Below are 24,180 nucleotides of genomic sequence, written 5' to 3'. Positions count from 1 at the left end.
TATTTCCTCCTTATGTGACAACTTTATTGTATCGAGCATTGCGCCTCTAGACAATAGCTACCAATTAATTGTAGTCAAAAAGTAATATTGCTTTGATTTTTATTACAAAAAGTAATTTATTTGGTAAGCACTTGACGCAGTCGATTCAATAATTTTCGTTTAACACGGCTTACCTGGACGCGTGTTCTACCAGTCTGCTTAGCTAAGCTAGTAACCGTTTGTGTTCCTAATAAGTTATCAAAAAATATTAGTTGTTCTAATTGCGACATACACACTACTTCTCCAGCTAATATCAATTGATTATCCCAATTTGTTAGCTGCACATTTTCTTGACTCACCAATTCTTCCTGATGTTCACTAATGCATTGATCTTTACGCAATAAGTCCAACGTGTGCCACATGATTTTGCGGAAACTGAGTCGGTCAATTTCTTGACGCGATTTTGAACTTGTACTTAACATCTGGGCATAAACTAAAATTCCTTCTTGCAATAGGTCGTCATAGTTAGTATAGTCCAATCTGACATTGACTGCTTTTAATGCACCCCTAACTAATTTTTGGTTTTCCCATGCAGTGATAAATGCTGCTTTACTAATCTTCATTGTGTGACATTTCCTCATTTTCAAGTTTTGTCACAAGCGCTTGTGCAAATATAGATTAGCAAGTCACATTAAATATCCAAAACCAGCTTTTAGTAAGCGGTATCATATGAATAAGAGGAATCATGCTGACTATTTAAACTAACAAAATTTAGTGCCACCTAGCTTAATGGGGCCTACTTACTGGATGAAAAAAGTGCAAAAAAAGACTTCGCAAAATTAATTCACGAAGTTTATTCCACAAAATCTCAAAAAAAGGTATCACGTCTTTTACTCAAACCATAAATTGTTTGATGATCTTTAATCACAAAGGTTAATTCGTAATATGCCGCTAATTGCTGACCATAACGCAAATGTTGCTTATTGAGCAAATCCGAAGAGAGCTGTTGCAATGACAAATGTTCAAAAGTAGGATGTGGCATAAAGAATGCCTGCTGATCAATCATTGAGTCACTTGCGGCAGTTTTAACCTGCCACCCAGATAATTCTTCCAAATATCGTTTACCCAGCTCAAAAATAACGTGGTTATAGTACAAACCATCACACACTTTGGTGCCAATATAGCGACTACAGTTGCTAAAGCTAAATGTATAAGCAATTTGATTATATTTTAAAGATTTGAAAATAATTCTCAGTCGACCATCTAAGTCAAAGTCACGCATCTGCTGCAAGGCAATCCAATCATTATTGCCAGCAGTATAGGCATGCATTGAGAAAAAGGCTACTTTGCCTGTCGCAATCACGCATTGCGATTGCAACTGCAATTTGCTAGCCAATTCTCTTTGGAATTCAATTCCGCCAAGTAAACATTGCCGACCATATGCAGTAAATAACGCACAAGTACTGCGTTTGCTAAGGACAATCCCCTGTTTGGCGTCCAAGATTACACTTTTATACTTACCAAGTAATGGTTCTTTTTGAAACTCATATATAGCAATAGTATCCAAGTTAATTAAATAATCAGCGTTACATACCAGATAAGGATCTAATTGCGGATCTTGCCCGATCTGCGCCTGCAATAGCGCCTTCGACCAATCATGATATTTAGGATCTTGTGGTAAATTCCAACTGGTCTGTTTAGTTTGGGGCAACTGTGTGTCCTCCTTTAATAAGTTTTATAAATCCCATTATACTTTATATGTTATCGCTTGCATAGGCTTTAACGTATAATTATTTTATTATTTGATAAATAAAATTTTAGCAACTACTCATAAAGCTAATAATTTTGCTCAAGACTTAATAATGCTCCATGTCAGCTGTTCTCAATTAGGTTCTAAAAACCAGTAATCAAAAGACACCCCCCTCAAGGATGTCTTTTAGTGCTTTTAAAATAAATCTGCATGGCTACCTGTTCTAATTAGTATCAAAGTATCTTGTTCAACTCTATAAATTAATAACCAATCAGGTTTTATATGACATTCAAGAAAATTATCATAGTTTCCCGATAAACCATGGTTTTTATATTGACGGTCAAGCTCATGTCCTAATTCAAGCTCATGGACAACTTTTTTAAGCAAATCCATTTCTAACCCTTGCTTATTACATCTTTTGACATCTCGCTTGAACTTACCAGTTGCTTTAATCTGAAACATGAATTAAATTCCTAATTCATCCCATAACTCTTTAGAATCGTTATAGGCTTTAGTCTTAGATAAATCCTCATGCATTGCTTGTAAGGTTGCATTATTAGGCTTGTCTGGTTTTTTAACTTCAAATGGAAGCCCATCATTCAATACAATTTGCTGATAAAACATCTTTAAGGCTGTAGATCGATTAAGACCCAAGTCCTTTAAAATTCCTTCTGCTTTATCCATTAATTGGCTATCCATACGTGCTTGCAAAGTTTTATTCATCATTTTCACCTCACACAAATTTTAGCAATATTTCATGCTTTTAGCAACACATTGTAACTACATAATAGTGAAAAATGCAGTACCATAAACAAAGTTAGAAAATCGAAGGATTGTATAATTACAACAAAAAAACAACGTTCGAAATTGAACGTTGTTTTTAATTAGGAAACTAATTACTTCAAGTTAGCTACTTTGACATAATGACCCTTGCCAATTGAAGCAAACTTCTTACCCTTAATCGTCTTAGTACTGAAGGTCTTAATCTTCTTACCTTTCTTCAAGACTTTCTTGTTAGCACGTTTACCATTCTTGTTGTAAACATAAGCATTATGCCTTAATTTAGTTTCAGTGCCTGTAAAGTTAGCAGCCTTGACGTATTGACCATCGGCAATTACATAGTATTTCTTGCCTTTGATGGTCTTAGTGCCAGTAACTTTGACATCAGTACTCTTCTTCAATACCTTCTTGTTAGCACGCTTGCCATTCTTGTCGTAAACATAGGCATTATGCTTCAAAGTCTTGGTAGTTTCAGCTGGAGCGGCTTCACCAGTATTGTTGTCTGTTGGCTTTTCAGTATTAGCTGGTGCTTGAGGCGTTTGACTTGGTGCAGATGAAGTGTCTGAACCGGTATTGTTGTCACTTGGATTGTCAGTCACTGGCTTTTCTAGAGCATGATAAATATCTTTCAGATCTTCAGCTTCTTCAGTTGTAATAACCTGATTCATCTTATCTAAACCAGACATCACAGTTTCCAGATCAGTCTTGACACCGGTACCTGCTAAGGTAGTTGTTACAGTTAAGGTTTTATTATATATATCTTTAATTGCGGCTTTGTCATTATCAGAAATATCATCCCAATTGTCAATTTTTGGCAAATCCTTAATATCAGCTAAAATACCTTTGATTTGATCCTTAATAGCATGATCAGCTGGTAAATCTTTTCTTAATTGTGCTAAACCATGGTAGACATCAGTCATACCTGGACGCAATTTTTGAGCAAGCTTACCAATCTTCTGCTTAGTAGCATCAGAATCACTAGTTAACGCTTCTAATGCTTCATAAACAGTCTTTAGCTCCCCAATTTCAGTATTACCAATCTTAGCATTGAGATCTTCAGCACCATGCAAAATAGCTACTAAGTCAGTCTTAACGCCAGTTCCTTCTAATTTATCGGCAAGCTCGACTGCATCATTGTAAATACCAAGAACATTTTCATTTAATAATTTAGACGGATCATTTCCTATATCTTCTAACTTCTTTAACTTAGCTAAAATATTCTTAATATTATCTTTAACAGTTTGATACTCGGTACTTGTCAAATCTCGCTTCAAGTCATTTAGCCCATGGTACATTTCAGCGATCGATGGATGGAACTTCTGAGCAAGATCGCCAGCAGCATTTTCCGCATCAGAGCCGTGTAAGCCTTCAATTGCCGTGTAGATATCTTTTAGTTCAGTAATTTGCTTGGAACCCAAACTTTGATCAATCGTTTCAGCACCATGCAAAATATTGACTAATTCGGTCTTAACACCTGTACCTTTAAAAGTGTTAGAAATAGCTACTGCATCGTTATAAATGTCAGTAATATCTTCCAAATGCATAATCACATCAAAAGTATCCCATTGCTCTGGTAAGTCTTGAACCTTAGCAAGAATATCATCAATCTTAGGCTTTACTTGTTGATATTGCTCAGAAGTAAGTTTACCTTGCAAGTTACTTGTCCCTTGGTAGACCTGCTTAACTCCTTCATGCATTTGAGATAAAACATCAGCAAGTTCATTTGAAAGTTTGCTAGATTCATCAGTTTTATCAGCTTTTGCTGCCTTTTGAGCAGATTTAGTTGTTGCCGCTGCTACTATGTTACTTGAGAATACCGTGCTACTGCCTAACATGCCGACTGCAACAGTGCCAACTAACAAGTTTTTAGCCAACTTATGCAGTCTGCCTCCCTTAATACCTTTAGCAACATCTTTTTGCAACTTCCGTTTTCGATTAAAGTTCATTCTTTCTATACTTCCTTCATTAAAATCTTAAATTACTAAAAACACACAAAATCAATTTATTTACTATCAAACTGATAAATCTTATAGTAAATTAATTAAGCGTAGTATAGCACAAGCTTTTAAAACATGATTTCATTACATAACGCTTATTTTAAAAATATATTCCTTTATAATGAATTTTTAGCACAAAGAATCATGTAATAGCTTGACTTTTATGAAAATGAAAACGGTAAAGCTTAAGTTTTATAACAAAATTAAAAAATAATAACAAATTTTATATTTGTACCTTTAACATGCTATTAAAGCATAAAAAAAACAACGTCCAAAACTGAACGTTGTTTTTAAACTAGAGATTAATTATTTTAAGTTAGCTACCTTTACGTAATGACCATTACCAATTGAAGCAAACTTCTTGCCCTTGATAGTCTTGTTACCAAAAGTCTTAATCTTCTTACCCTTCTTCAGAACCTTCTTATTAGCACGCTTACCCTTCTTGTTGTAAACATAAGCATTGTGCTTTAATTTAGTTTCAGTACCCTTGAAGTTACTTGCCTTAACGTATTGACCATCAGCAGTTACGTAGTACTTCTTACCAGCAATTTGCTTAGTACCAGTAATTTGTACGTCAGTACCTCTCTTTAGAGTATCACTACCAATGCGGTTACCATTTTCATCATACAGTGCAGCATTATGTTTCAGAGTCTTAACTTCAGTATTTGCATCAGTATTATTTGCTGGTTGATCTGGCTTAGCTGGTGTGTTATTTGCTGGGGTTTGAGCAGGAGCAGCTGGAGCACTTGGTGCAGGAGTAGCTGGGGTTTGAGAACCATTGTTATCAGTTGGCTTATTGTTGTCACTAGGTTTATTAGTATCACCAGGCTTATTAGCTGATTCCTTCTTAACTACATAAACAGTAACGTTCTGCTCTTCATCAGTGTATTGAGCATTAGTCAAACCTTGTTTTTGATCCTTGCCTAATTCTTCAGCTGTTGCTAAACGATATTGTCCATTTGTTTGTGAGTTAACAAAAGCGGTTACTACAGAATCATTAATCTTGTCACCTGCAACATGGTCTTTACCACTGATGGCACCCTTGATATCTGTTCCATTAATAGTTAGTTGCTTGCCGTCTGTTGTCTTGAAAGTAACGTTAATGTTAGCAGCTGGTTTTGCTTCTACTGGCTTATCTGTTGATTCCTTCTTAACTACATAAACAGTAACGTTTTGCTCTTCATCAGTGTATTGAGCATCAGTCAAACCTTGCTTTTGATCCTTGCCTAATTCTTCAGCTGTTGCTAAACGATATTGTCCATTTGTTTGTGAGTTAACAAAAGCGGTTACTACAGAATCATTAATCTTGTCACCTGCAGCATGGTCTTTACCACTGATGGCACCCTTGATATCTGTTCCATTAATAGCTAGTTGCTTGCCATCTGTTGTCTTGAAAGTAACGTTAATATCAGCAGCTGGAGACTCAACAACATAAACAGTTACTTCTTGTTCCTTATCAGTATACTTAGCATTGTCTAAACCTTGCTTTTGACCTGGTTTTAGTTCATCAGCTTTAGCTAAACGATATCTGTTACCAACTTGACTATCAATGAAGTTGTCAATTAATTTATCGTCAACTTTATCGCCCTCAAGCTTATCTGCAGCAGGAATTGTACCGGTAACAGCTGCACCATCAACTGTTACTGGTTTACCATCCGGAGTAACAAAGTTTACTTTAATATTACCAGCCGGGGCTTTTTCAGTAACATAAACTGCTACTGTTTGATCTTTAGCAGAAAATGTAGCATTAAATAAGCCTTGTTCTTGAGCAGCATTAAGTTCGTCTGGTTTAGCTAAACGGTACTTACTACCAACTTGTTCCTCAACATAGTTAGTAGCAAAGCTGTTACCAATCTTGTCACCATCCTTGTGACCTTTACCTGAAAGGGTACTTTCAACAGGTTGGCCATTGATAGTAGCTGGCTTACCATCTAAGGTTAAATACTTAACATTAATATCGCCAACGCTAGATTCTGGATCAGCGTCAAGAGCCACATTTAAATCATTTAAAGCCATAGTATAAGCAACCATTACTGCCTGCATATCAGTTGGCAAGGCGCTTTCACCTGCTTGCTGATTCTCCTTAACCGAATCATCAATACTTTTATTTAAATTTTCAATTAGAGTTTTATACTTTTCTTTTTGAGAATTATTCAATCCGTCAACTAATGCTGCCTTAGCGTTAGTAATTTCAGCCTTAACATACTCTGAATCTTCACCATTAACAACTGCATCAATTTTTTCTTGTGCAGGGGTTTCAGCTTTAGCCAATTGCACAATATTTGCCTCTTCTACAGTTGTGTCCTCAGGTAAATTCAAATTAGCTGCGGCTACATCTTCGGGAGTTTTCAGCTCTTTTACCTTATTAATAGACTCCGTTCCTTCTGTAACAGCATCATCAATAACTTTATTTGCTTCAGTTTTCTGAGCATCAGTTAACTGTGAATCTTTAATGACGCCTTTTTGATCTTTTGCATAATTTGTTAAAACATCAATTATATCTTGTTTTTGCTTTGCAAAACCAGTTAGCTCATTGCCTTCAGAAGTCTTGATTTCAGCAGCATTAACAACACTAGCTGCATTGCTTAAGCCCAAACCACCTAGCAAACTACCAACTGCAACAGTTCCAACTAGTAAGCTACGTACTGATTTACGCACTTTACCAGTTTTAAGACCCTTGGCAACGTCTTTTTCTAATTTTCTTTTACTATAAAAGTTCATTTATATCCTCCGACCTATATTTGGTAATTAAACCATAAATTAATAACACTAGTTATAGTATTCCTGCATATTAATATAACATACGTTGCTGATTAATGAAAGCATTTAAATAAATTTTGTTATTTTTTAGCTATAACTTATTAGTAATTTCAATAGTAATAGTAATTAAATAAAAAATAAATTTAATAACGTGTTACTTTATATGCGATAATTTTTCTTTATTTCAAATTAGCTACCTTAACGTATTGACCTTTGCCAAGCGAGGCGTAAAGCTTACCTTTGATTTTTTTATTACCAAAAGTCTTAACTTTCTTGCCCTTTTTAAGTGTCTTTTTACCAATATGTTTACCATGCTTATTGTAAATATAGGATTTGCGCTTTAGCTTGGTTTCAGTACCCTTGAAGTTGCTTGCTTTAACATATTGATCATTATCAAGTTGGTAATATTTCTTGCCAGCAATTGTTTTTGTGCCGATAACCTTGACCGTTGTACCCCTCTTAATTGATTGAACACCGGTCGGATTACCATTTTCATCATAAACAGCAGCATTGTGTTTCAAAGTTTTGGTGGTTACATTTTGATTAGTATCCGTAGCTGATTTGTCAGGTTGACTCGGCACTTCATTAGCTGGTGTTTGAACAGGAGCTGATGGCACATTATTAGTCGAATTGTCAGGAGGGGTAGTTGGTGCTGGAGTCGCTGGTTTATTGGCTGTTGGCGGTGTGGCTGGTTTATCCTGCTTAGCCTTAACTTCAACCGTAACTGGGACACTTGCAATCGAATCATCTAAGAAGATCACTTGGACATGTGCAGTTTGTTCACCAACAAAGTTAGTATCAATCTGATCATCCTCATCCCAAACTACTCTTGCAGAACTTGGCAACTTAGGAGATGCAGTAATTGCATCTCCAGCAGCTACATTGAATTTAGCCCCTTGTTCAAGTACAATCGTTCCCTTAGCTTTAATTTGATATTGATCTTTTTGTGGTATTTTGACATCTTTAACAATAATCAAAACTGGTACTACTGCTGTAGACTTATCTGCAAAAGTTACTTTGACCAAGCCTAATTGGGCACCTGGATCATCCGTCTTAATCTCATTAACCCATTCAGCACTTGCATCTTTTGGCATACCAACAACTGCATCTTCAGCCTTAACATCAAATGGTTGTCTTTGGTCAACCAAGACAACATCTTTGCCCTTAACAGTTGACTCTGTGGAATCATTGACTGCATTAACTACAATTATGACTGGTACTTGCTGCTTCTTGCCATCCGCAAAAGTAACTTCGACATAACCTAATTGTGGACCTGCATTGTCTGTCTTAATTTCATTGACCCATTTAGCTGTTGCTCCTTCAGGAAGCTTGGTTACCGCATCTTCAGCCTTAACCGTAAATGGTTGCCCTTGCTTAACTGTAATAACACCTTGAGGCTTAATTACTGTTGACACAGGATCTACTGGATCAGGAGTTTCTGTAGGAGTAGTTGGCTCTGCAGGCGTTGTTGGTGCACTAGTGTCTGGAGTAGTTGCCTTTTCCTTTACATTGACTAAAACTGGTACTTGATCCGACGAACCATCTTTATAAGTAACTTCAACATTGGCTATCTGATAACCGGCCTTATCAGTCTTGACGTCATGCGTCCATTTTGCTGTTGCATCTGCCGGAAATTCTTCAATTGCATCTTTAGCTGAAACAGTGATTTCTTTGCCTTGTTCAACTTCAATTGTGGACTTAGCTGTTGGATTATACTGCTCTGCCTCTGTTACTCCTGACGTCTCGGATTTTTTAACAACATTAACCAAAACAGTGACAACAACAGATGACCCATCTTCAAAAGTTACTTTGACATAAGCCAATTGCGGTCCAAGATCTATAGTTTTCGGGGTATCAACCCATTTAGCTGATACTGCGTCAATTGGATATGTTACTGCATCTTTAGCACTGATATTAAACTCTTCGCCTTGAGTAACTTCAATTGTTTTACGTGCTCTAATATCAGCTTTTTGTGCCTGTGTTTGATTGGGCTCATTAGTTGGAGCCTCAGTCCCTGCTTGAACAAACTGAGTGTTTGAAGCAAAAGCAGTACCTAAGCTTCCTACAACTAAGGCGCTAATTAATAAACTCTTAGCTGCTCGGCGTAATTTGCCACTTTTAAATCCTTTTGTAAATTCTTTTTGTAATTTTTGTTTTTGATAAAAGTTCAATGCAAATCCTCCATTTAGAATTTAATAACATATGTTTTATAATCTTATGAACAATATAACATATGTTATCATTTAATGAAAGATCCCAAAATGCGATTTAAAACATAAAAAGCAAAGGAAATTTTCCTTTGCTTAATTAAATCGATTGATCATAGGACAACAAAAATATATACAAAAAAAAGCGAAGGAAAATCCTTCGCTTTTTCGAAATATATGCTAGAAGCTAACTATTTAGCGTTCTTAGGATCATCAGCGTTTACAGCCTTGATGAACTTCTTGTTACCAATTCTGTAGAACTTCTGACCACTCTTAAGAGTTACAGGAGAACCGTAAACTAATACAGTTTCACCCTTCATCAGCTTGTTCTTGTTAGCACGTTTCTTGCTAGTCTTGTAAACATATGAATTGTGATTCAAAGTTACGTTGTGACCATCAACATTATCAGCATCGATGTATTCGTTGGTGCCGATCATGTAAGCTTCAGTACCGTCATTCAACTTAGTCTTTTCGCCGTAAACAGTTACGTCCTTGTAAGTTGCGATCCGCTTAGAATCAACACGTTTATGGTTCTTGTCATAAACGAATGATGCGTGCATAACAGTCTTAGTTGATTGAGCTTGAGGCTTGTATGAACCATCGATGTATTGAGTTTCGATGAATTCATTACCATCCTTCTTGTTGATACGAGTATAGCTCTTACCACCAACAGTTACAGGAGCACCATAGTAAGCTACTTGAGTACCATCAGCAATAGTTACACCATTTTCAGCAGTTACATTGTTACCATTAATAGTGTATACAGGAATGCTTAAGCCCTTTTCGTATTGAACAGTAGCATATTTAGCATCCTTAGCACCAACAGTTAACATGAAAGTAACCTTAGTGGTTAAACCTGCAGGGTTAGTAGCACTAACAACAACTGGATATTTACCAGCTACCTTAGTATTTACCTTGCTGGTATCAACAGTAGTGTCAATTGAAACACCTGTATTACCATTAATCTTAGTTACAAATGCATCCTTAATGTTCTTAACAATAGCATCAGTAACTGGAGTGTTTACTGGTAAATAATTGAAACCTTTACCAGTAGTTGCGTTAAAGTCAAAGTCAGAACTAGTTACTTCAACAGTTTCATTACCTGACTTGTATACTTGACCATTAGTATTAGCAGCACTAACTAAACTAGCATCAGTATCACCAACTAAACCAATTTGTGGGTAGCTTGTGGTAGTAGCAGCAACAGTACGTACAAGTACTGGCAAAGTAGCAGTCTTACCATTAGATGCAACAGCAGTTACAGTAACAGTGAAATCATTTGCAGGAGCTGCAAACTTACCTTTAGAATCTACAGTGACATTAGCCTTCTTCAAAGCATCTTTAACTGCATCATCAACTGATTTGTAATTAACAGTTGCAGCATTATCACCAGATGCATCAATTCTTGCATCATAAGCACTCTTGATCGCAGTTGACAAGTCTGAAACAGTATTAATAACAGTCTTATCAGTCTTTAAGCTAACTGCACCAACAGAAACTGCCTTCTTTTCGTTAACACCGTAGAAGTAAGGATTTCCTTGCTTAGTAGCATCTGGAACAGTAAATGGAGCACTAGCTACATTTTGAGGAGCTACGTATTGACCATAAACACCATCAGTACCAGTAGCAGATGGCTTACCTTCAGCGTCACCCTTTTGACCGTTGAAAATGTACTTTGTAGTTGCATTCAAGCCACTAAGAGTTACCCGTTGAGCAACTGCAACATATGTCTTACCTGCAGCAAGAACACGAACTGGCTTAGCATCAGCTGCTACCTTACCATTAGCATCACTTTCGTAAACGTAAGCTTTGTCTACAGTATTAGTTGTAGGGTTTACAACACCGGCAACACTAGCAGTAACACCTGTAACACCTGTACCAAGTTCAGTATTTAAACTAGCTTGAACAGATGCAGCAGCATCACCATCTTTAAGGCTTGAAGCATTAGTTACATTAACACTAACATTAACTTCTTGAGCTTTAGCATTTTGACCAACGGTACCATTAGTAACAGGGATACCTGAATCAGCTGGAGCATTAGTTGGTGTTGATGGAGCTTGTGTAGTGCTATCAGCAGCAAAAACGCTAGATACAGTTGAAGCAGCAACAGGAGCAACAGCTAATAAAGCAGCTGCAGTTGCGCTAACAATTCTTAAATTTTTCTTCATGTGGTCTTCCTCCTTGTGTATATACAAAATCGTAATAGACTATAGGTCCAGTCTCTTTGAGCCTACATTGTTACAACATCTTTCAAATCGAAATCATAAGTTTATAACTCTTATGAGGTAGCTTTCTCAACTGAAACATGCGCATGCGTACAGGTTAAGTGCCTGAAGCATAGCTATTACTTACCACGCTTCATATTGTACTAAGGTTTGGGCAAAATTGCAAGGTAGACCACTATTTTACACACTTTTGTAACAAACGCTTACACTTACTTATTACAAGAAAATTTTTATTAATAGTGCTTAATCCTTATATAATAAGAACCAATTGCCCTTTCATTAGCTTACAATAACATCTATTATTCTATTTAGAAAATAAATTTTACAAAATAATAACAAAATTAACTAAATTGACAAGTAGCTTCTCGAACACTCGATAACTTTTCTTTCCTTATTAATGTTCTATTCTGCATTAAAACTGTTCTATTCTGCATTAAAACTACTTTAGCAATCAATAAGCCATGTATATCATAAATCATGGATGGCTATCTAGCAGTCACGCTAAACTGCCATCAACTTTAAGTAAACTAGTATGCTATAATTATATTTGAATAAGCAACGGAGTTTTATAAGGGCGTGGCTGGTTTCTTGGAAAGGAGACGGTGCTTATGGCACGAAGTCTAATGAAAGGAACAGCCCAGAAACTTACTCAGTTTCTGCTAAATAAAAATGTCAAACAAAGATTTCGATCTTTTACTGACACTGCTAGAACTTCTCAACAATTGGCTAATATTAATTGTACAAATGAATCCAAACGATTCAAATGTCTCTTTCTTAGTCATTGGCGACATAGTCTTAACAGTTTGGTTAATGATAAAAAGACCAAAAAAATAGCCGCCCCACATATAACTTTTGACCGAGTTATGGGATAGCTATTTAGACATCTTATAATTCCAGCCACCGCTCTTAAAAGCGAGGTTGCTTATTCAAGAAGTCCTATTTACAGTAGGACTTCTTTTTATTTATAAATTTTATTGTAGCACCTTACTTAAATACGGGCAAGGTTTACACCAACCAAACTAATAACGATTCCAAATAAGAATTATGGTACAATTATTTAGAACTCTCAGTCAACAATAGTTTTGAGGGCGGTGGCTGTATCTTGGAAAGGAGACGGTGCCATATGCACGAAAAGTTTTCAGAAGGGTCTTACAGTCTTGAATGTCACCGATGCGCTAACTTTGATGTTAGCCTTTGGCATGTTTATTTTGGCTTTGCTCGATTATCTCGACAATCACCAAAAATAATTGCATTCAAAAAGCCGCCTATATCAACTTTGGCTAGTTATGTAGCAGCTTTTTAGCAATTATATAATCCAGCCACCGCTTTTGAAGCGGGTGCTGTTTGTTCAAAGGAAGTCCTATTACAAGTAGGACTTCCTTTTATTTATAGATTTTATTATAGCACCTTACTCAGCCAGTAGCAATTCTAGCAGGACAATATGCTATAATTATCACTTAGATAAGCAACGGAGTTTTATAAGGGCGTGGCTGGTTTCTTGGAAAGGGGACGGTGCTTATGATGGCACGAAGTCTAATGGAAGGAACAGCCCAGAAACTTACTCAGTTTCTGCTAAATAAAAATGTCAAACAAAGATTTCGATCTTTTACTGACACTGCTAAAACTACTCAACAATTGGCTAATAGTAATTGTACAGCTGAATCCAAGCGATTCATTTGTCTCTTTCTTAGTCATTGGCGATATGGTCTTAACAGTTTGGTTGATAATAAAACGACCAAAAAAATAGCTGCCCCACATATAACTTTTGGCAGAGTTATGGGATAGCTATTCAGCAATCTTATAAATATAGCCACCGCTCTTAAAAGCGAGGTTGCTTATTCAAGAAGTCCTACGGTAATAGGGCTTCTTTTTATTTACAGATCTTATTGTAGCACCTTGCTTAACTACGGGCAACAATCCAATACCCCAATCAAAAAGTCTGACAATTAACATAATTAATTGCCAGACTTTTTATTCTATCCACCAAAATACACTTGTTGGACTTCAGGATTAGCTAACAGCTCTGTTCCCGTCCCAGTTAATTGAACTTGTCCGGTAGCCAAGACATAACCACGATCAGCGATAGAGAGTGCTTGTTTAGCATTTTGCTCAATTAGCAAAATGGTTGTCCCTCTTTGATTTAATTCCTTAATAATAGTGAAGATTTCTTGAATAAATAGAGGAGATAAACCCATTGATGGTTCATCAAGCAGCAGTAACTTAGGTTGCGCCATGAGTGCCCGTCCCATTGCTAACATTTGTTGCTCACCACCAGATAAGGTGGCAGCGTCTTGATGTTGCCGCTGCTTTAAAATCGGAAATCGTTCAAAAATTTCATTATAGCTCTGACTAACATCGTCATGACGACTTCGCAAGAAAGCACCCATTTGCAAATTCTCCAAGACAGTCATCCCAGCGAAAATATGGCGTCCTTCTGCTACTTGAGAGATGCCTGCTGACACAATCTGCGGAGCCGTCTTTTTTTGCATTGCCTGACCTTGATAAATAATTTGACCAGACTTAGGCTTTAGCAAACCCGAGATCGTCTTGACAATGGTTGATTTGCCAGCTCCATTGGCGCCAATCAATGTAACAATTTCGCCTTCATTAATCTTAAAACTAACACCTTTAACGGCTTGAATCACACCATAATTAACCGCAAGATCATTTACTTCTAACATCGCCATTAATCGTCACCTTCTCCCAAGTATGCCTTAATTACTGCAGGATCATTTTTGACGACTTCAGGTGAGCCACTCGCCAAGATTTGTCCTTGATCTAGCACATAAATGCGCTGCGCCAAGTTCATAACTAGCGACATGTCATGTTCAATTAGCACAACGGTAATTTGGAATTGTTTCTGCACTTCCTTAATCAAATTAGTTAAATCTGCTGTCTCCTCTGGATTCATCCCTGCTGCTGGCTCATCTAAGAACAAAATTTTCGGTTGTGTAGCTAAAGCACGGACAATTTCTAATCGCCGCTGCGTACCATAAGGCAAATTCTTTGCTAGCGTCTGTTCATCTTTAGTCAAATCAAATAACGCCAATAATTTTTGTGCAGCAACTTTCATCTCATGTTCTGTTTGATAAAACTTAGGCAACCGCAAAATTGACGTCAAAAAGCCTTCGTGATACTTGTTGGTCATTGCAGTCAAGACATTGTCCATGACCGTCAAATCTTTGAATAAGCGAATATTTTGAAAAGTTCGCGACAATCCTAAATCTGCAATCTGAGTTGCATTCTTTTTAGTTAAATCATACTTTTGATCACTAGATAACGTAATTTGACCGCTAGAAACAGGAATCATCCCAGTTAGTAAGTTAAACAGCGTAGTCTTACCAGCTCCATTGGGACCAATTAATGCAATCAATTCAGACTGGTCAAGGTGCATTGACACATCGTTAACGGCAATTAAACCACCGAATTTTCGCACGACATGGTCAACTTGTAGTAAGTGACTCATCCTTTAGCCCCTTTCTTTTCTAACAAAATGTTGCCGCAAGTTCTTTAATGAAAGTTCCCAATTTCCTAGCAAGCCTGATGGTTTGAAAATCATAATTAAAATTAAGACAATTGCATAGATCACCATTCTTAATGCACCAAAATTCTGCAAGACAGTATCTAAGACGCCCAGAACTGTGGCTGCTAAAAAGGTCCCGGTCATGCTGCCGACTCCACCTAAAACTACAATTACTAAAATAGAAATTGATTCCATAATTCCAAAATCACCCGGTGCAATTGTCTGTAAATAAGAAGCATGCAAACTACCAGCAATCGCTGCAGTTGCTGCACCAATCACAAAGGCCGCTAACTTCCACTTAGTAGTGTTAATACCCATTGCTTCTGCTGCAATCTCATCTTCACGAACAGCCTTAATTGCGCGACCACCACGTGAATTAATGAAATTCATAAGAATAATCGTAGTTACACAAACCAGCACGTAGACCGTTGGCCATGAACATAATTGTGGAATATTAAACATCCCACTTGAACCACCTGTAATTTTCAGATTATTAATCACATTACGAATAATTTCAGCGGCACCTAGAGTGGCGATTGCTAGGTAGTCTCCTTTTAAGCGTAAAAACGTAGCCGTTCCAATAATTGCCGCAACAATTATAGCAATAATAATTCCGACTAATACTGAAACAATGAAGCCCATTTCCGTACTAACATATTGAGTAATAATTGCCGTAGCATAGGCACCAAGTGCCATAAAACCAGCATGTCCTAAAGAAAACTGTCCACTAAAGCCAATAATTAGGTTAAGTCCAGTTGCCAAAATAATATTGATACCAATTGTAACCAGCATATTCTCAATAAACGCATCAATTACTCCAACCATAATTAATAAATCGATCAAGACAAAACCGACAGCCATAATTAGCAACCACGATAAGATATATTTCCAATTCTTTTTCATGTTGCCACCTAAACCTTTTCCTTAGCATTCTTGCCAAAAATACCAGCTGGTAAAAAGAGCAAAATCACGATTAATACCAGATAAACCACTGCATCTTTATAAGCTGAAAGTCCGATAGATTGGAAGAACGTCTCCAAAATCCCGATTAGGAATCCACCAATTGAGGCTCCAGGCACAGACCCAATTCCGCCTAAAACCGCAGCGACAAATGCTTTAATCCCAGGCGTCATCCCCATTAATGGATCAATTGAATTGTAATACATGCCAATCAAAATTCCAGCGGCACCAGCTAAGGCCGAACCCAATGCAAAGGTAAAGGAAATCGTGTGATTAACGTTAACCCCAACTAATTCTGCAGCTTCTTGATCAACTGAGACAGCCCGCATCGCACGACCCATTTTAGTTTTTTGAATAATCAACTGTAATAAAACCATGAGGATTACGGCAGTTACCAAAATCAAAATTTGAATATTGGAAATTAACACCCCAAAAACATTGTAATTAACTTGTTCGATCACCTGTGGAAAACTACGGGCATTAGAGCCAACTAGATAAGACATCCCATTTTCGAGTAAAAACGATACACCAATCGCGGTGATTAACACGGCAATCCGTGGAGATTTGCGCAGAGGCTTGTAAGCAAAATGCTCAATTAAAACTCCAGCGATAGCTCCAACAATCATTGCGGAAAGCAGTGCTGTAATAAAATTAAAATGCCATAAACTAATCACATAATATGCGCAAAAGGCGCCAAGCATATAAACATCACCATGAGCAAAATTAATTAAGTTAATAATGCTATAGACCATACTATAGCCTAACGCTAACAAAGCATAAATTGATCCTAGTGATAATGCATTAATGACTTGTTGAAAAACTGTTTGCAAATTAAATCGCCCTTTCCTCGATAAATTTGTTACTAAAATTATTTAATATTATAGTATTTATTCACTTTACCATTGGTCATTTGTTCAATTGCAATCGGCTTTTCTGGGTCATGAGAGTTGTTAACTGTAATCTTACCAGTAACACCATCAAAGTCCTTAATGTGCTTTAATCCTGTAGCAACCTTAACTGAATCATCTGATTTTTGATCTTCGATTGCTTGTTTAATCATATAAACTGAATCATAAGCTAAGGCTGAAAAGGTTGGAGCTTGTTCGTTGTAACGCTTTTTATATGCATTCATAAACTTAACTGCGGTTGGATTCTTTTCTGCTACTTTAATTGAGAATGGTGTGGTGTAATAAATGCTGCTGGCATTTTTAGCACCAGCTATTTCAGCTAATTTTGGATCAGCCATACCGTCACTACCAATAATTGGTGCTTTAATACCATTTTGACGAGCTTGCTTAATAATTAACCCAACTTCCGTGTAATAGCCAGGTACATAAATTGCATCAACCTTTTTTGATTTAAATGAAGTTAGAACCGCGTTAAAGTCCTTGTCACCTTCAGAATACGTTTGGCTATCAGCAATCTTACCCTTAAATTCTTTCTTAAAGGCTTTAGCTAATCCTGTACCGTAATCACTGGAATTATCTGCAAAAACTGCTACGTTTTTAGCCTTTAAAGTGTTTTCAGCGAATTTCGCTGCTATTTGACCTTGGAAGTTATTCTGATAACATGCCCGAAAAACATAAGGCTGAACTTTGCCATTCTTCTGTTTAGTATAATCTGGATCCGTTGCTGATGGACTAACGCTTGGGACAGCGGCTTTAGTAATATTAGGAATTTCAGCAGTACCAGCATTAGTTGTAGCTGGCCCAACAATCGCTGCTACCTTATCCTTGTTTACTAGCTGTGCCGCAACAGAAGCAGAAGTTGAGATCGCGGTTTTATTGTCACGAACGATTAATTTAATCTTTTTCTTCTTGCCATTAACGTTAATTCCACCTGATTTATTAATCTCAGAGGCAGCTAATTGAATTCCTTGCTTTTGCGCATTTCCATAACCAGCCGCGCCACCAGACAGCTCCATGTTGACTCCGATTTTAACAGTTTTATCATCTTGATGAGTACCTTTGCTGCTATTCTTATTAGTACTACATGCAGTCATCATCAGAGCTGCAGCAGTAACAACTGCCGCACTCATCACTTTTTTAGTTAGCTTCTTCACAATTTTTACCCCTTTATTATTAAAATGACACTTACCAAAAACCAATCAAAAAACCTCATCCAACTTAATGAATGAGGTTTAATTTGTCACTTAGTTAAGCCCCAATCATTAAGACGCAAACAAGGGCTTAACTAGTAAAATTACTGAAGAGTAATTACTTAAGTCAAGTCCTCCATTGCAACAACAAGGCTAGCAAGTTTTGAATATTAGCTATCATAATGTTTACTGATTTATTAAAATAATTAGTTTTCATTAAAATATCCTCCTCAAAACTATTTAATATTTAAGATTATAACCAGATAGTTTTAGTCTGTCAACTGAATTATGGAAAACAGTGGCAATTCAGCTATCCAACTAACAATATTAACAAGCCTATTGCTTACCAATAAGTACAGTAACTGAAACTTGAAAGCTAGAAATCACCTCAAAAGAGCGTGATTTCTAGCTTTTTTTGCCTAAAAAATAAAAACGCAAGCCCTCTCTGCGTTATACTTTAAATAACCAAAACTAAAGTTACAGGAGTTCTTACGTTATGAACAGTATACCGCAATTCAATCAAGAAAAGGACACTTCTTCCTTAATTTCATCTTTTACAAAATTAATTGGTCTAGCTGACTTAAGTAAACAGGTTAATTTTAGACGTCATTCTTTAGTTAGCCTGCTGATGGTAGTTAAATGGCTAATCCAATCACGTTTTGCCCGTAAATCACTGTATCGTTTTGACCAACCAGCTGAATTTACCTCTAAGACTGGCAGAAATATCCTTAATGATGGCCGCATCAATTGGCAAAAACTGCTTTGCTTAGCTGCTGCCAAACTAATTAAGGTACTTAAACCGGTAATTGACAAGCGTAGAAGACTAGCTTTGATTGTAGATGATACTTTGCTAGCACGTTCCTATTCTAAGAAAGCGGAATTACTTGCCAAAGTTTACGATCATAATGAGCATAAATATATTAATGGTTATCGTGGCTTGACCGTTGGTTGGAGTGACGGCAATACTTTTTTGCCAGTTAATTTTGCTTTGATGTCCACCAAGAAAAAACAAAATCTGCTTGGCAGTAAAGCCACTACAACCGATAATCGTTCTATTGCAGGCAGAAGAAGAAACCAAGCCCAAAGGCAAATGAATGATGTCACGGTTGAATTGCTTAAGCAAGCTATCAATGAAGGTGTACCAGCAGACTATGTACTGTTTGACAGCTGGTTTGCCTCGCCCAAAATGTTCTGGCAGTTAAAGCAGTTAGGATTAGACAGTGTCTCGATGCTTAAGTTGAGCAAGAAGGTATACTACCGCTATCGTGGTCGCCTTTATGATGTAAAAAGTTTGTATGAACGCTTAGCTGGCTCAAAGCTGAAAGCCAAAGATGACTATCTTTATAGTTGTGTAGTCGAGGCAGAGTATCAAGGACATAGTTTTCCTATCAGACTAGTATATGTTACTAAACGTGGTAATAAGGGAAAGTACTTGGTCTTGGCTACCACCAGATATCAGCTGCAACCTAAAGAAGTCATTCAGCTTTATGGTCGTAGATGGCAGATAGAAACCTACTTTAAAGCAGCTAAGCAATACCTAGCTTTAGATAAATCACAAATTCAAAGTTACGATGGTCAGTGCGGATATTTTGCAATTACCGCCTTAACTTATGACTTGCTGGCTTGGCAAGAGAGACAAGCAGTTGATGAGCGAACAATTGGGGATTTATTCTATTTGATGAATGATGCGTTGCCGGATTTGGCGTTTGAAGAAGCATTGGTCTACCTGCTAAGTGCCCTAAAAGCAGTTAAAGAAGAAATAACCACAGAAGTCGAGCGGATAATAAATAATTTTATTAAATTACTGCCAGGATTTATTCAAAAGCAGCTGCAGAGAAGCGTCTAAAATATAATTAAGAACCAAAAAAGCCAGACTCAATAAGGAATCTGGCTAGTTTTACTGCTTTCAAGTTTCAGTACAGTAATTAGTAAAGCAAAGGTTATGAATAAGTTTGGGAATCAATCGCAATTAAATGCAATAAAAAAGCGGCCAACTGAGACCGCCCACGCTTAACAAGTGACCAAACTTGTCTTGCACGTAATGTGAACATGCAGAACACATCACTCTGATTTAGATTAAATATAACACGATTACTAAATTTGGTAAAATGAATATGCACGCAATGTGCACATCTTAGGAAGTTGACCAGCTTCCAGTGAGGAGGTGAAAAGCGTGCAGGATTTAATTACTCTACTCTGATTGTGCTGTATCTTGTGTTTACAAAAGCTCAAGATGTGCTCGACGATATCAAAGATATCATTGACAAACTGCGTAAGTAGTTCAGCTGTTAAAAGCTCAGGTTTTCCTGAGCTTTTTTCAATTGATATAGTTTGTGAAAAGATTTTTGACCATAAAAGCATCCAGGAAGAAACTAGCTTTTCAGGCTTACAAATAGACTAAGCTTTTGTAAGCCTGAAAATTGATACGAACCCAGAATTTAAGATAAATTAACTTTGCATGACAGCTTTTGTAGTATTTGAACACATAGTAACTAAAGGCAACAAAGTCTAATTTCCCCTTATTATTGACACTAAATTCTGGAAATAAAATATTACCATGGAACATTTCTACTCGATATCATAGCCTAAATAGAAAACAGAATCTGGATTCTGTGTCTGTTTTAAATATTCACCAAAGTAAGGTAAAGTATAATCAACATAGCCATGACCAGCTACTGTAATTAGCTGTCGCTCTAATGCACGTCTGCGATATTGTGAAACATAGCCCTTGCTTTTGTGCATTTTAGCAACAACATCATTAAATTTTTGATGATCGTTTACACTTAGTAAATACTGGCGATCATTTTCTGACAAACCCATAAATATTTTTTGATATGCATTTTCAAACAACTGTAATTGATATTGTGGAATAATCAATCGCAATTCAGCTGCCGTAAAATTCGAGTTATGCTTCTCAAAGCATAGCCAGCCTAGTAACTGAAAGGCATAAGAATATCCCTTAGTTATTTGCGCCATCTTTTCTGCAACTGCAAGCGAACAAGTTAACTCCTTTTGGTAAGTAGTAATCATCTCCGTTACTCTTAATTCAGACATCACCAACTTTTCTGATCTTAATAAAAAAGTTAACTTAGATTCATTTTGAATATCTAAGACTATATCTGGCAACCCCGTCATTATTACATATAATGGATAACCTGCTCTTTTTAACGAGCTAAAAACTTGGGCAAAGTTTTGAATCGCCTTTGAGTTAGTAACTTCATCAATAGTGACGACAACATACTTACCTTGCTGCGTAACTGTTTTTAGCAGATCATCTAGTATTTCATCAACTTCTGGTATTTCCACTTCACGACTAATAGATACACTGCCAAATGAGAAGCTATTAATATTTCTAAATGCCCTATTAGTTTGTGAATGTACTTGATGATCCAACTTGTGGGCTAAACTAGTTAAAATTCCATCACGATTAAGTAAATCAATATAATAACATTGATCATCTTGCTGAAATTTTTTTGCCAGTTGAGTCAAAAAAGCAGTTTTACCAGATCCTCGCACACCAGTAATAAAAAACGAACGAGCAAATTGACTCTGCTTAATCAAACTTACCAACTCTCTAACTTGCTTGTTTTTATCAAGAAAAATATTCGGTACATCACCAAAAGTAGGATTAAATGGGTTTATCATAACTGCTCCTTTTATACTTTTTTAGACTTTATATTTTATTTTAGACTTTTTTAGACTTTTAAGCAAAACAAAGACGAGCTTCTAACATTGAAGCTCGTCTTTGTGATTATTAATAATTATTTTTAATTACACATTCAAAACCTTATTCAAGAAGTCCTGCAACCGCGGACTTTGTGGGTGGTCAAAGATCTCTGAAGGTGTTCCCTGCTCCATAATTTTGCCATCTGCCACAAACACTACTCGATCAGCAACTTCTTTAGCAAAGCCCATCTCATGAGTAACGACTACCATGGTCATTCCTTGTTTTGCCAGTTGTTTCATAACTTCTAAAACATCGCCAACCATCTCTGGATCAAGCGCAGAAGTTGGTTCATCAAACAACATCACATCGGGATTCATCGCCAAGGCTCGTGCAATTGCTACACGCTGTTGCTGTCCACCAGATAACGATTGAACTTGGGCATCAATCTTATCAGACAGACCAACTGTCGCCAATAATTTTTCGGCCTGCGTGCGAGCTGCTGCTTTATCTAACTTGTGTAGTTCAACTGGCGCCAACATAATATTTTCACCAACAGATAAGTTATTAAATAAATTAAAATGCTGAAAAACCATCCCAATATTTTCACGCACCTGATTAATATCAACTTTGGGATCAGCCACGTTAACGCCATCAATTACTATTGAACCAGCAGTCGGTTCTTCCAGTTTGTTTAAAGCACGCAACAATGTACTCTTACCAGAACCAGATGGCCCAATGACTACTACAACTTCGTTGTCTTCAACAGTTAAATCAATCTTCTTTAACACATGATTACTACCGAAGTTTTTGACTAAATTCTTTACTTCTATTTTAGCACTCATATTTTTGTCCTCTTCTCTACCCAATTTGATAACCAAGTCAGTAGCGTAATAACAACTAGATAAATTACCGCAACAATCGTCCAAACCTTGAAGCCTTCCAAATTGCGGGCAATAATAATTTTACCTGTTTGCGTTAGTTCCAAAATACCAATTACTGATAAGATTGAGGTATCCTTGAGCGTAATAATAAACTGATTAATAAAGGATGGCACCATAATTTTAATTCCTTGCGGCAAAATCACTTTACGCATGGCCTTACCAAATGGCAAACCTAGTGAACGTGCAGCTTCCATTTGCCCAGAGTCCACTGCCTCAATTCCACCTTTAACAAAGGCAGCAATATACGCACCTTCGTTAAGCGTCAATGTGACGACACCTGCTACAAATGCCGGAATCTTTTGGCCAGTTAAACTTGGAATTCCTGTATAGATGAACAGCGCCAAAACTAATAATGGCATCCCGCGGAACATATAGATTAGTGTGCTCGAAAGCCCATTACAGAATTTATTTGGTACAACACCCAATAAGCCGACTAGTACACCAAAAATTGTGGCAAAAATAATCGCTACTACAGTAAGCCACATTGTTTCACCAAAACCTGATACCAAGGCAGACTTATTCTGCTTCAACAGACCAACAAAGCTGCGATCCTCAGTATCTTGATTGCCACCGGTAGTTTTTTGCTGCTTAGTACCTAAATATTTAGCCTTAATATCATCATAAGTACCACTTGCTTTCAAATCTTTAAGTCCAGCATTGAAAGCTGCTAACAATGCGCTGTTCGTTCCCTTCTTAACACCAAAAGCATATGGCGCTCTTAACGCAGGTTTAGTGACAATCTGCAACTTAGTGCCTTTCTTAATAGCATATTGCATCACTGGTTGATCTTCGAAACAAGCAACTGAATTGCCAGTCAGTACATCTTGATACATATTGTTTGAGTCATCAAAAGTGGTCGTCTTAAAGCCATACTTTTTCTTGATGCTATTTGCATATTGAGCACCAGCAGTCCCTGTTTTAATGGCAACTTTTTTGCCTTTTAGTTGAGACAGCTTAGTAATCTTGCCATTATTAGCAGTTGCCATGACCACACCAGACATAAAGTAAGGCTTAGAAAAGTCAATTTTTTGCCGACGCTCTTTAGTGATCGACATCCCAGCAATCATGCCATCAATCTGTCCCGACTCTAATGCTTGGACTGAACCATTAAAACCTAACGGCTTAATCTTAACCTTAAATCCTTGTTCTTGGGCAATATTCTTCAAGATATCAATGTCAATACCGACGTATTTATTATCACTGTTAGCAAACTCAAACGGTGGAAAAGTCACGTCTGTTCCAATAACAAAAGTTTTGCCTTTTACATCTGCATTAACCTTAGTACCAAGATAT

Annotated in this window: 18 protein-coding genes and 1 pseudogene; 3 read left to right on the top strand and 16 right to left on the bottom strand. The window is 36.9% G+C overall.

Annotated elements, in window-relative coordinates; all coding sequences use genetic code 11:
- Positions 1–116 precede the first annotated feature (116 nt).
- From OZX59_RS07070 to OZX59_RS07035, 8 genes are all read right to left on the bottom strand, one after another.
- A complete protein-coding gene (locus OZX59_RS07070) occupies positions 117–602 on the bottom strand; it encodes a sigma-70 family RNA polymerase sigma factor (protein WP_277125606.1) in 486 nt (161 codons plus the stop codon).
- A 245-nt stretch (positions 603–847) separates the two neighbouring features.
- Positions 848–1,690: a hypothetical protein gene (locus OZX59_RS07065; protein ID WP_277125605.1), complete on the bottom strand. Its 843-nt coding sequence runs from the start codon at positions 1,688–1,690 to the stop codon at positions 848–850.
- 234 nt (positions 1,691–1,924) lie between these two features.
- The gene (locus OZX59_RS07060; protein ID WP_277125603.1) at positions 1,925–2,191 is read right to left on the bottom strand and encodes a type II toxin-antitoxin system YafQ family toxin; all 267 of its coding nucleotides are present in this window, start codon (positions 2,189–2,191) and stop codon (positions 1,925–1,927) included.
- Positions 2,192–2,194: 3 nt separating this feature from the next.
- A complete protein-coding gene (locus OZX59_RS07055; RefSeq protein WP_277125601.1) occupies positions 2,195–2,455 on the bottom strand; it encodes a type II toxin-antitoxin system RelB/DinJ family antitoxin in 261 nt (86 codons plus the stop codon).
- A 170-nt stretch (positions 2,456–2,625) separates the two neighbouring features.
- Positions 2,626–4,455: an SLAP domain-containing protein gene (locus tag OZX59_RS07050; RefSeq protein ID WP_277125599.1), complete on the bottom strand. Its 1,830-nt coding sequence runs from the start codon at positions 4,453–4,455 to the stop codon at positions 2,626–2,628.
- A gap of 357 nt (positions 4,456–4,812) precedes the next feature.
- Positions 4,813–7,227: an SLAP domain-containing protein gene (locus OZX59_RS07045; protein ID WP_277125597.1), complete on the bottom strand. Its 2,415-nt coding sequence runs from the start codon at positions 7,225–7,227 to the stop codon at positions 4,813–4,815.
- 218 nt (positions 7,228–7,445) lie between these two features.
- Positions 7,446–9,437: a Rib/alpha-like domain-containing protein gene (locus OZX59_RS07040; RefSeq protein WP_277125595.1), complete on the bottom strand. Its 1,992-nt coding sequence runs from the start codon at positions 9,435–9,437 to the stop codon at positions 7,446–7,448.
- A 227-nt stretch (positions 9,438–9,664) separates the two neighbouring features.
- Complete coding sequence (locus tag OZX59_RS07035) at positions 9,665–11,641, bottom strand: SLAP domain-containing protein (RefSeq protein ID WP_277125593.1); 1,977 nt, start codon at positions 11,639–11,641, stop codon at positions 9,665–9,667.
- Between the two features lie 665 nt (positions 11,642–12,306).
- Here OZX59_RS07035 and OZX59_RS07030 point away from each other — a divergent pair.
- Positions 12,307–12,570: a hypothetical protein gene (locus OZX59_RS07030; protein WP_277125590.1), complete on the top strand. Its 264-nt coding sequence runs from the start codon at positions 12,307–12,309 to the stop codon at positions 12,568–12,570.
- 646 nt (positions 12,571–13,216) lie between these two features.
- A complete protein-coding gene (locus OZX59_RS07020; protein ID WP_277125586.1) occupies positions 13,217–13,483 on the top strand; it encodes a hypothetical protein in 267 nt (88 codons plus the stop codon).
- Positions 13,484–13,674: 191 nt separating this feature from the next.
- Here the strand turns inward: OZX59_RS07020 and OZX59_RS07015 are convergent, their stop codons facing one another.
- The 5 genes from OZX59_RS07015 to OZX59_RS06995 are packed head-to-tail and all read right to left on the bottom strand — an operon-like array spanning position 13,675 to position 18,246.
- Positions 13,675–14,379 (bottom strand): ABC transporter ATP-binding protein, encoded by a 705-nt coding sequence (locus OZX59_RS07015; RefSeq protein WP_277127004.1) that lies wholly within the window; start codon positions 14,377–14,379, stop codon positions 13,675–13,677.
- A 5-nt stretch (positions 14,380–14,384) separates the two neighbouring features.
- On the bottom strand, positions 14,385–15,164 hold the full coding sequence (locus OZX59_RS07010) for an ABC transporter ATP-binding protein (protein WP_277125584.1): 780 nt from the start codon (positions 15,162–15,164) through the stop codon (positions 14,385–14,387).
- A gap of 3 nt (positions 15,165–15,167) precedes the next feature.
- A complete protein-coding gene (locus tag OZX59_RS07005; RefSeq protein ID WP_277125582.1) occupies positions 15,168–16,124 on the bottom strand; it encodes a branched-chain amino acid ABC transporter permease in 957 nt (318 codons plus the stop codon).
- Between the two features lie 8 nt (positions 16,125–16,132).
- On the bottom strand, positions 16,133–17,011 hold the full coding sequence (locus OZX59_RS07000; RefSeq protein WP_277125579.1) for a branched-chain amino acid ABC transporter permease: 879 nt from the start codon (positions 17,009–17,011) through the stop codon (positions 16,133–16,135).
- Between the two features lie 38 nt (positions 17,012–17,049).
- The gene (locus OZX59_RS06995) at positions 17,050–18,246 is read right to left on the bottom strand and encodes an ABC transporter substrate-binding protein (protein ID WP_277127003.1); all 1,197 of its coding nucleotides are present in this window, start codon (positions 18,244–18,246) and stop codon (positions 17,050–17,052) included.
- Between the two features lie 529 nt (positions 18,247–18,775).
- On the opposite strand from OZX59_RS06995, the gene OZX59_RS06990 reads away from it, so the two are divergent.
- Positions 18,776–20,125 (top strand): transposase, encoded by a 1,350-nt coding sequence (locus OZX59_RS06990; RefSeq protein ID WP_277125577.1) that lies wholly within the window; start codon positions 18,776–18,778, stop codon positions 20,123–20,125.
- 722 nt (positions 20,126–20,847) lie between these two features.
- On the opposite strand, the gene OZX59_RS06985 is transcribed toward OZX59_RS06990, so the two are convergent.
- The 3 genes and pseudogenes from OZX59_RS06985 to OZX59_RS06975 all read right to left on the bottom strand — a co-directional run.
- Entirely contained in the window at positions 20,848–21,924 is a 1,077-nt protein-coding gene (locus OZX59_RS06985; protein ID WP_277125575.1) for an ATP-binding protein, read from the bottom strand.
- 126 nt (positions 21,925–22,050) lie between these two features.
- Entirely contained in the window at positions 22,051–22,788 is a 738-nt protein-coding gene (locus tag OZX59_RS06980) for an amino acid ABC transporter ATP-binding protein (RefSeq protein ID WP_277125572.1), read from the bottom strand.
- Positions 22,785–24,143 (bottom strand): annotated as a pseudogene (locus OZX59_RS06975) (amino acid ABC transporter substrate-binding protein/permease); the annotation flags it as partial. The gene OZX59_RS06980 and the pseudogene OZX59_RS06975, both read right to left, overlap by 4 nt.
- Between the last annotated feature and the right edge of the window lie 37 nt (positions 24,144–24,180).

This window comes from Lactobacillus sp. ESL0681 (assembly GCF_029392835.1).
Taxonomy (GTDB): Bacteria; Bacillota; Bacilli; order Lactobacillales; family Lactobacillaceae; genus Lactobacillus.
The sequence above is the reverse complement of the archived record's forward strand: the minus strand, read 5'-3'. Positions and strand labels throughout refer to the sequence as shown.

Coding starts and splice junctions, on each gene's coding strand:
- OZX59_RS07015 (WP_277127004.1), bottom strand. CDS start 14,379: ATGTTAGAAGTAAATGATCTTGCGGTTAATTATGGTGTGATTCAAGCC.
- OZX59_RS07010 (WP_277125584.1), bottom strand. CDS start 15,164: ATGAGTCACTTACTACAAGTTGACCATGTCGTGCGAAAATTCGGTGGT.
- OZX59_RS07060 (WP_277125603.1), bottom strand. CDS start 2,191: ATGTTTCAGATTAAAGCAACTGGTAAGTTCAAGCGAGATGTCAAAAGA.
- OZX59_RS07070 (WP_277125606.1), bottom strand. CDS start 602: ATGAAGATTAGTAAAGCAGCATTTATCACTGCATGGGAAAACCAAAAA.
- OZX59_RS06990 (WP_277125577.1), top strand. CDS start 18,776: ATGAACAGTATACCGCAATTCAATCAAGAAAAGGACACTTCTTCCTTA.
- OZX59_RS07035 (WP_277125593.1), bottom strand. CDS start 11,641: ATGAAGAAAAATTTAAGAATTGTTAGCGCAACTGCAGCTGCTTTATTA.
- OZX59_RS07045 (WP_277125597.1), bottom strand. CDS start 7,227: ATGAACTTTTATAGTAAAAGAAAATTAGAAAAAGACGTTGCCAAGGGT.
- OZX59_RS06985 (WP_277125575.1), bottom strand. CDS start 21,924: ATGATAAACCCATTTAATCCTACTTTTGGTGATGTACCGAATATTTTT.
- OZX59_RS07005 (WP_277125582.1), bottom strand. CDS start 16,124: ATGAAAAAGAATTGGAAATATATCTTATCGTGGTTGCTAATTATGGCT.
- OZX59_RS07050 (WP_277125599.1), bottom strand. CDS start 4,455: ATGAACTTTAATCGAAAACGGAAGTTGCAAAAAGATGTTGCTAAAGGT.
- OZX59_RS07020 (WP_277125586.1), top strand. CDS start 13,217: ATGATGGCACGAAGTCTAATGGAAGGAACAGCCCAGAAACTTACTCAG.
- OZX59_RS06980 (WP_277125572.1), bottom strand. CDS start 22,788: ATGAGTGCTAAAATAGAAGTAAAGAATTTAGTCAAAAACTTCGGTAGT.
- OZX59_RS07055 (WP_277125601.1), bottom strand. CDS start 2,455: ATGATGAATAAAACTTTGCAAGCACGTATGGATAGCCAATTAATGGAT.
- OZX59_RS07030 (WP_277125590.1), top strand. CDS start 12,307: ATGGCACGAAGTCTAATGAAAGGAACAGCCCAGAAACTTACTCAGTTT.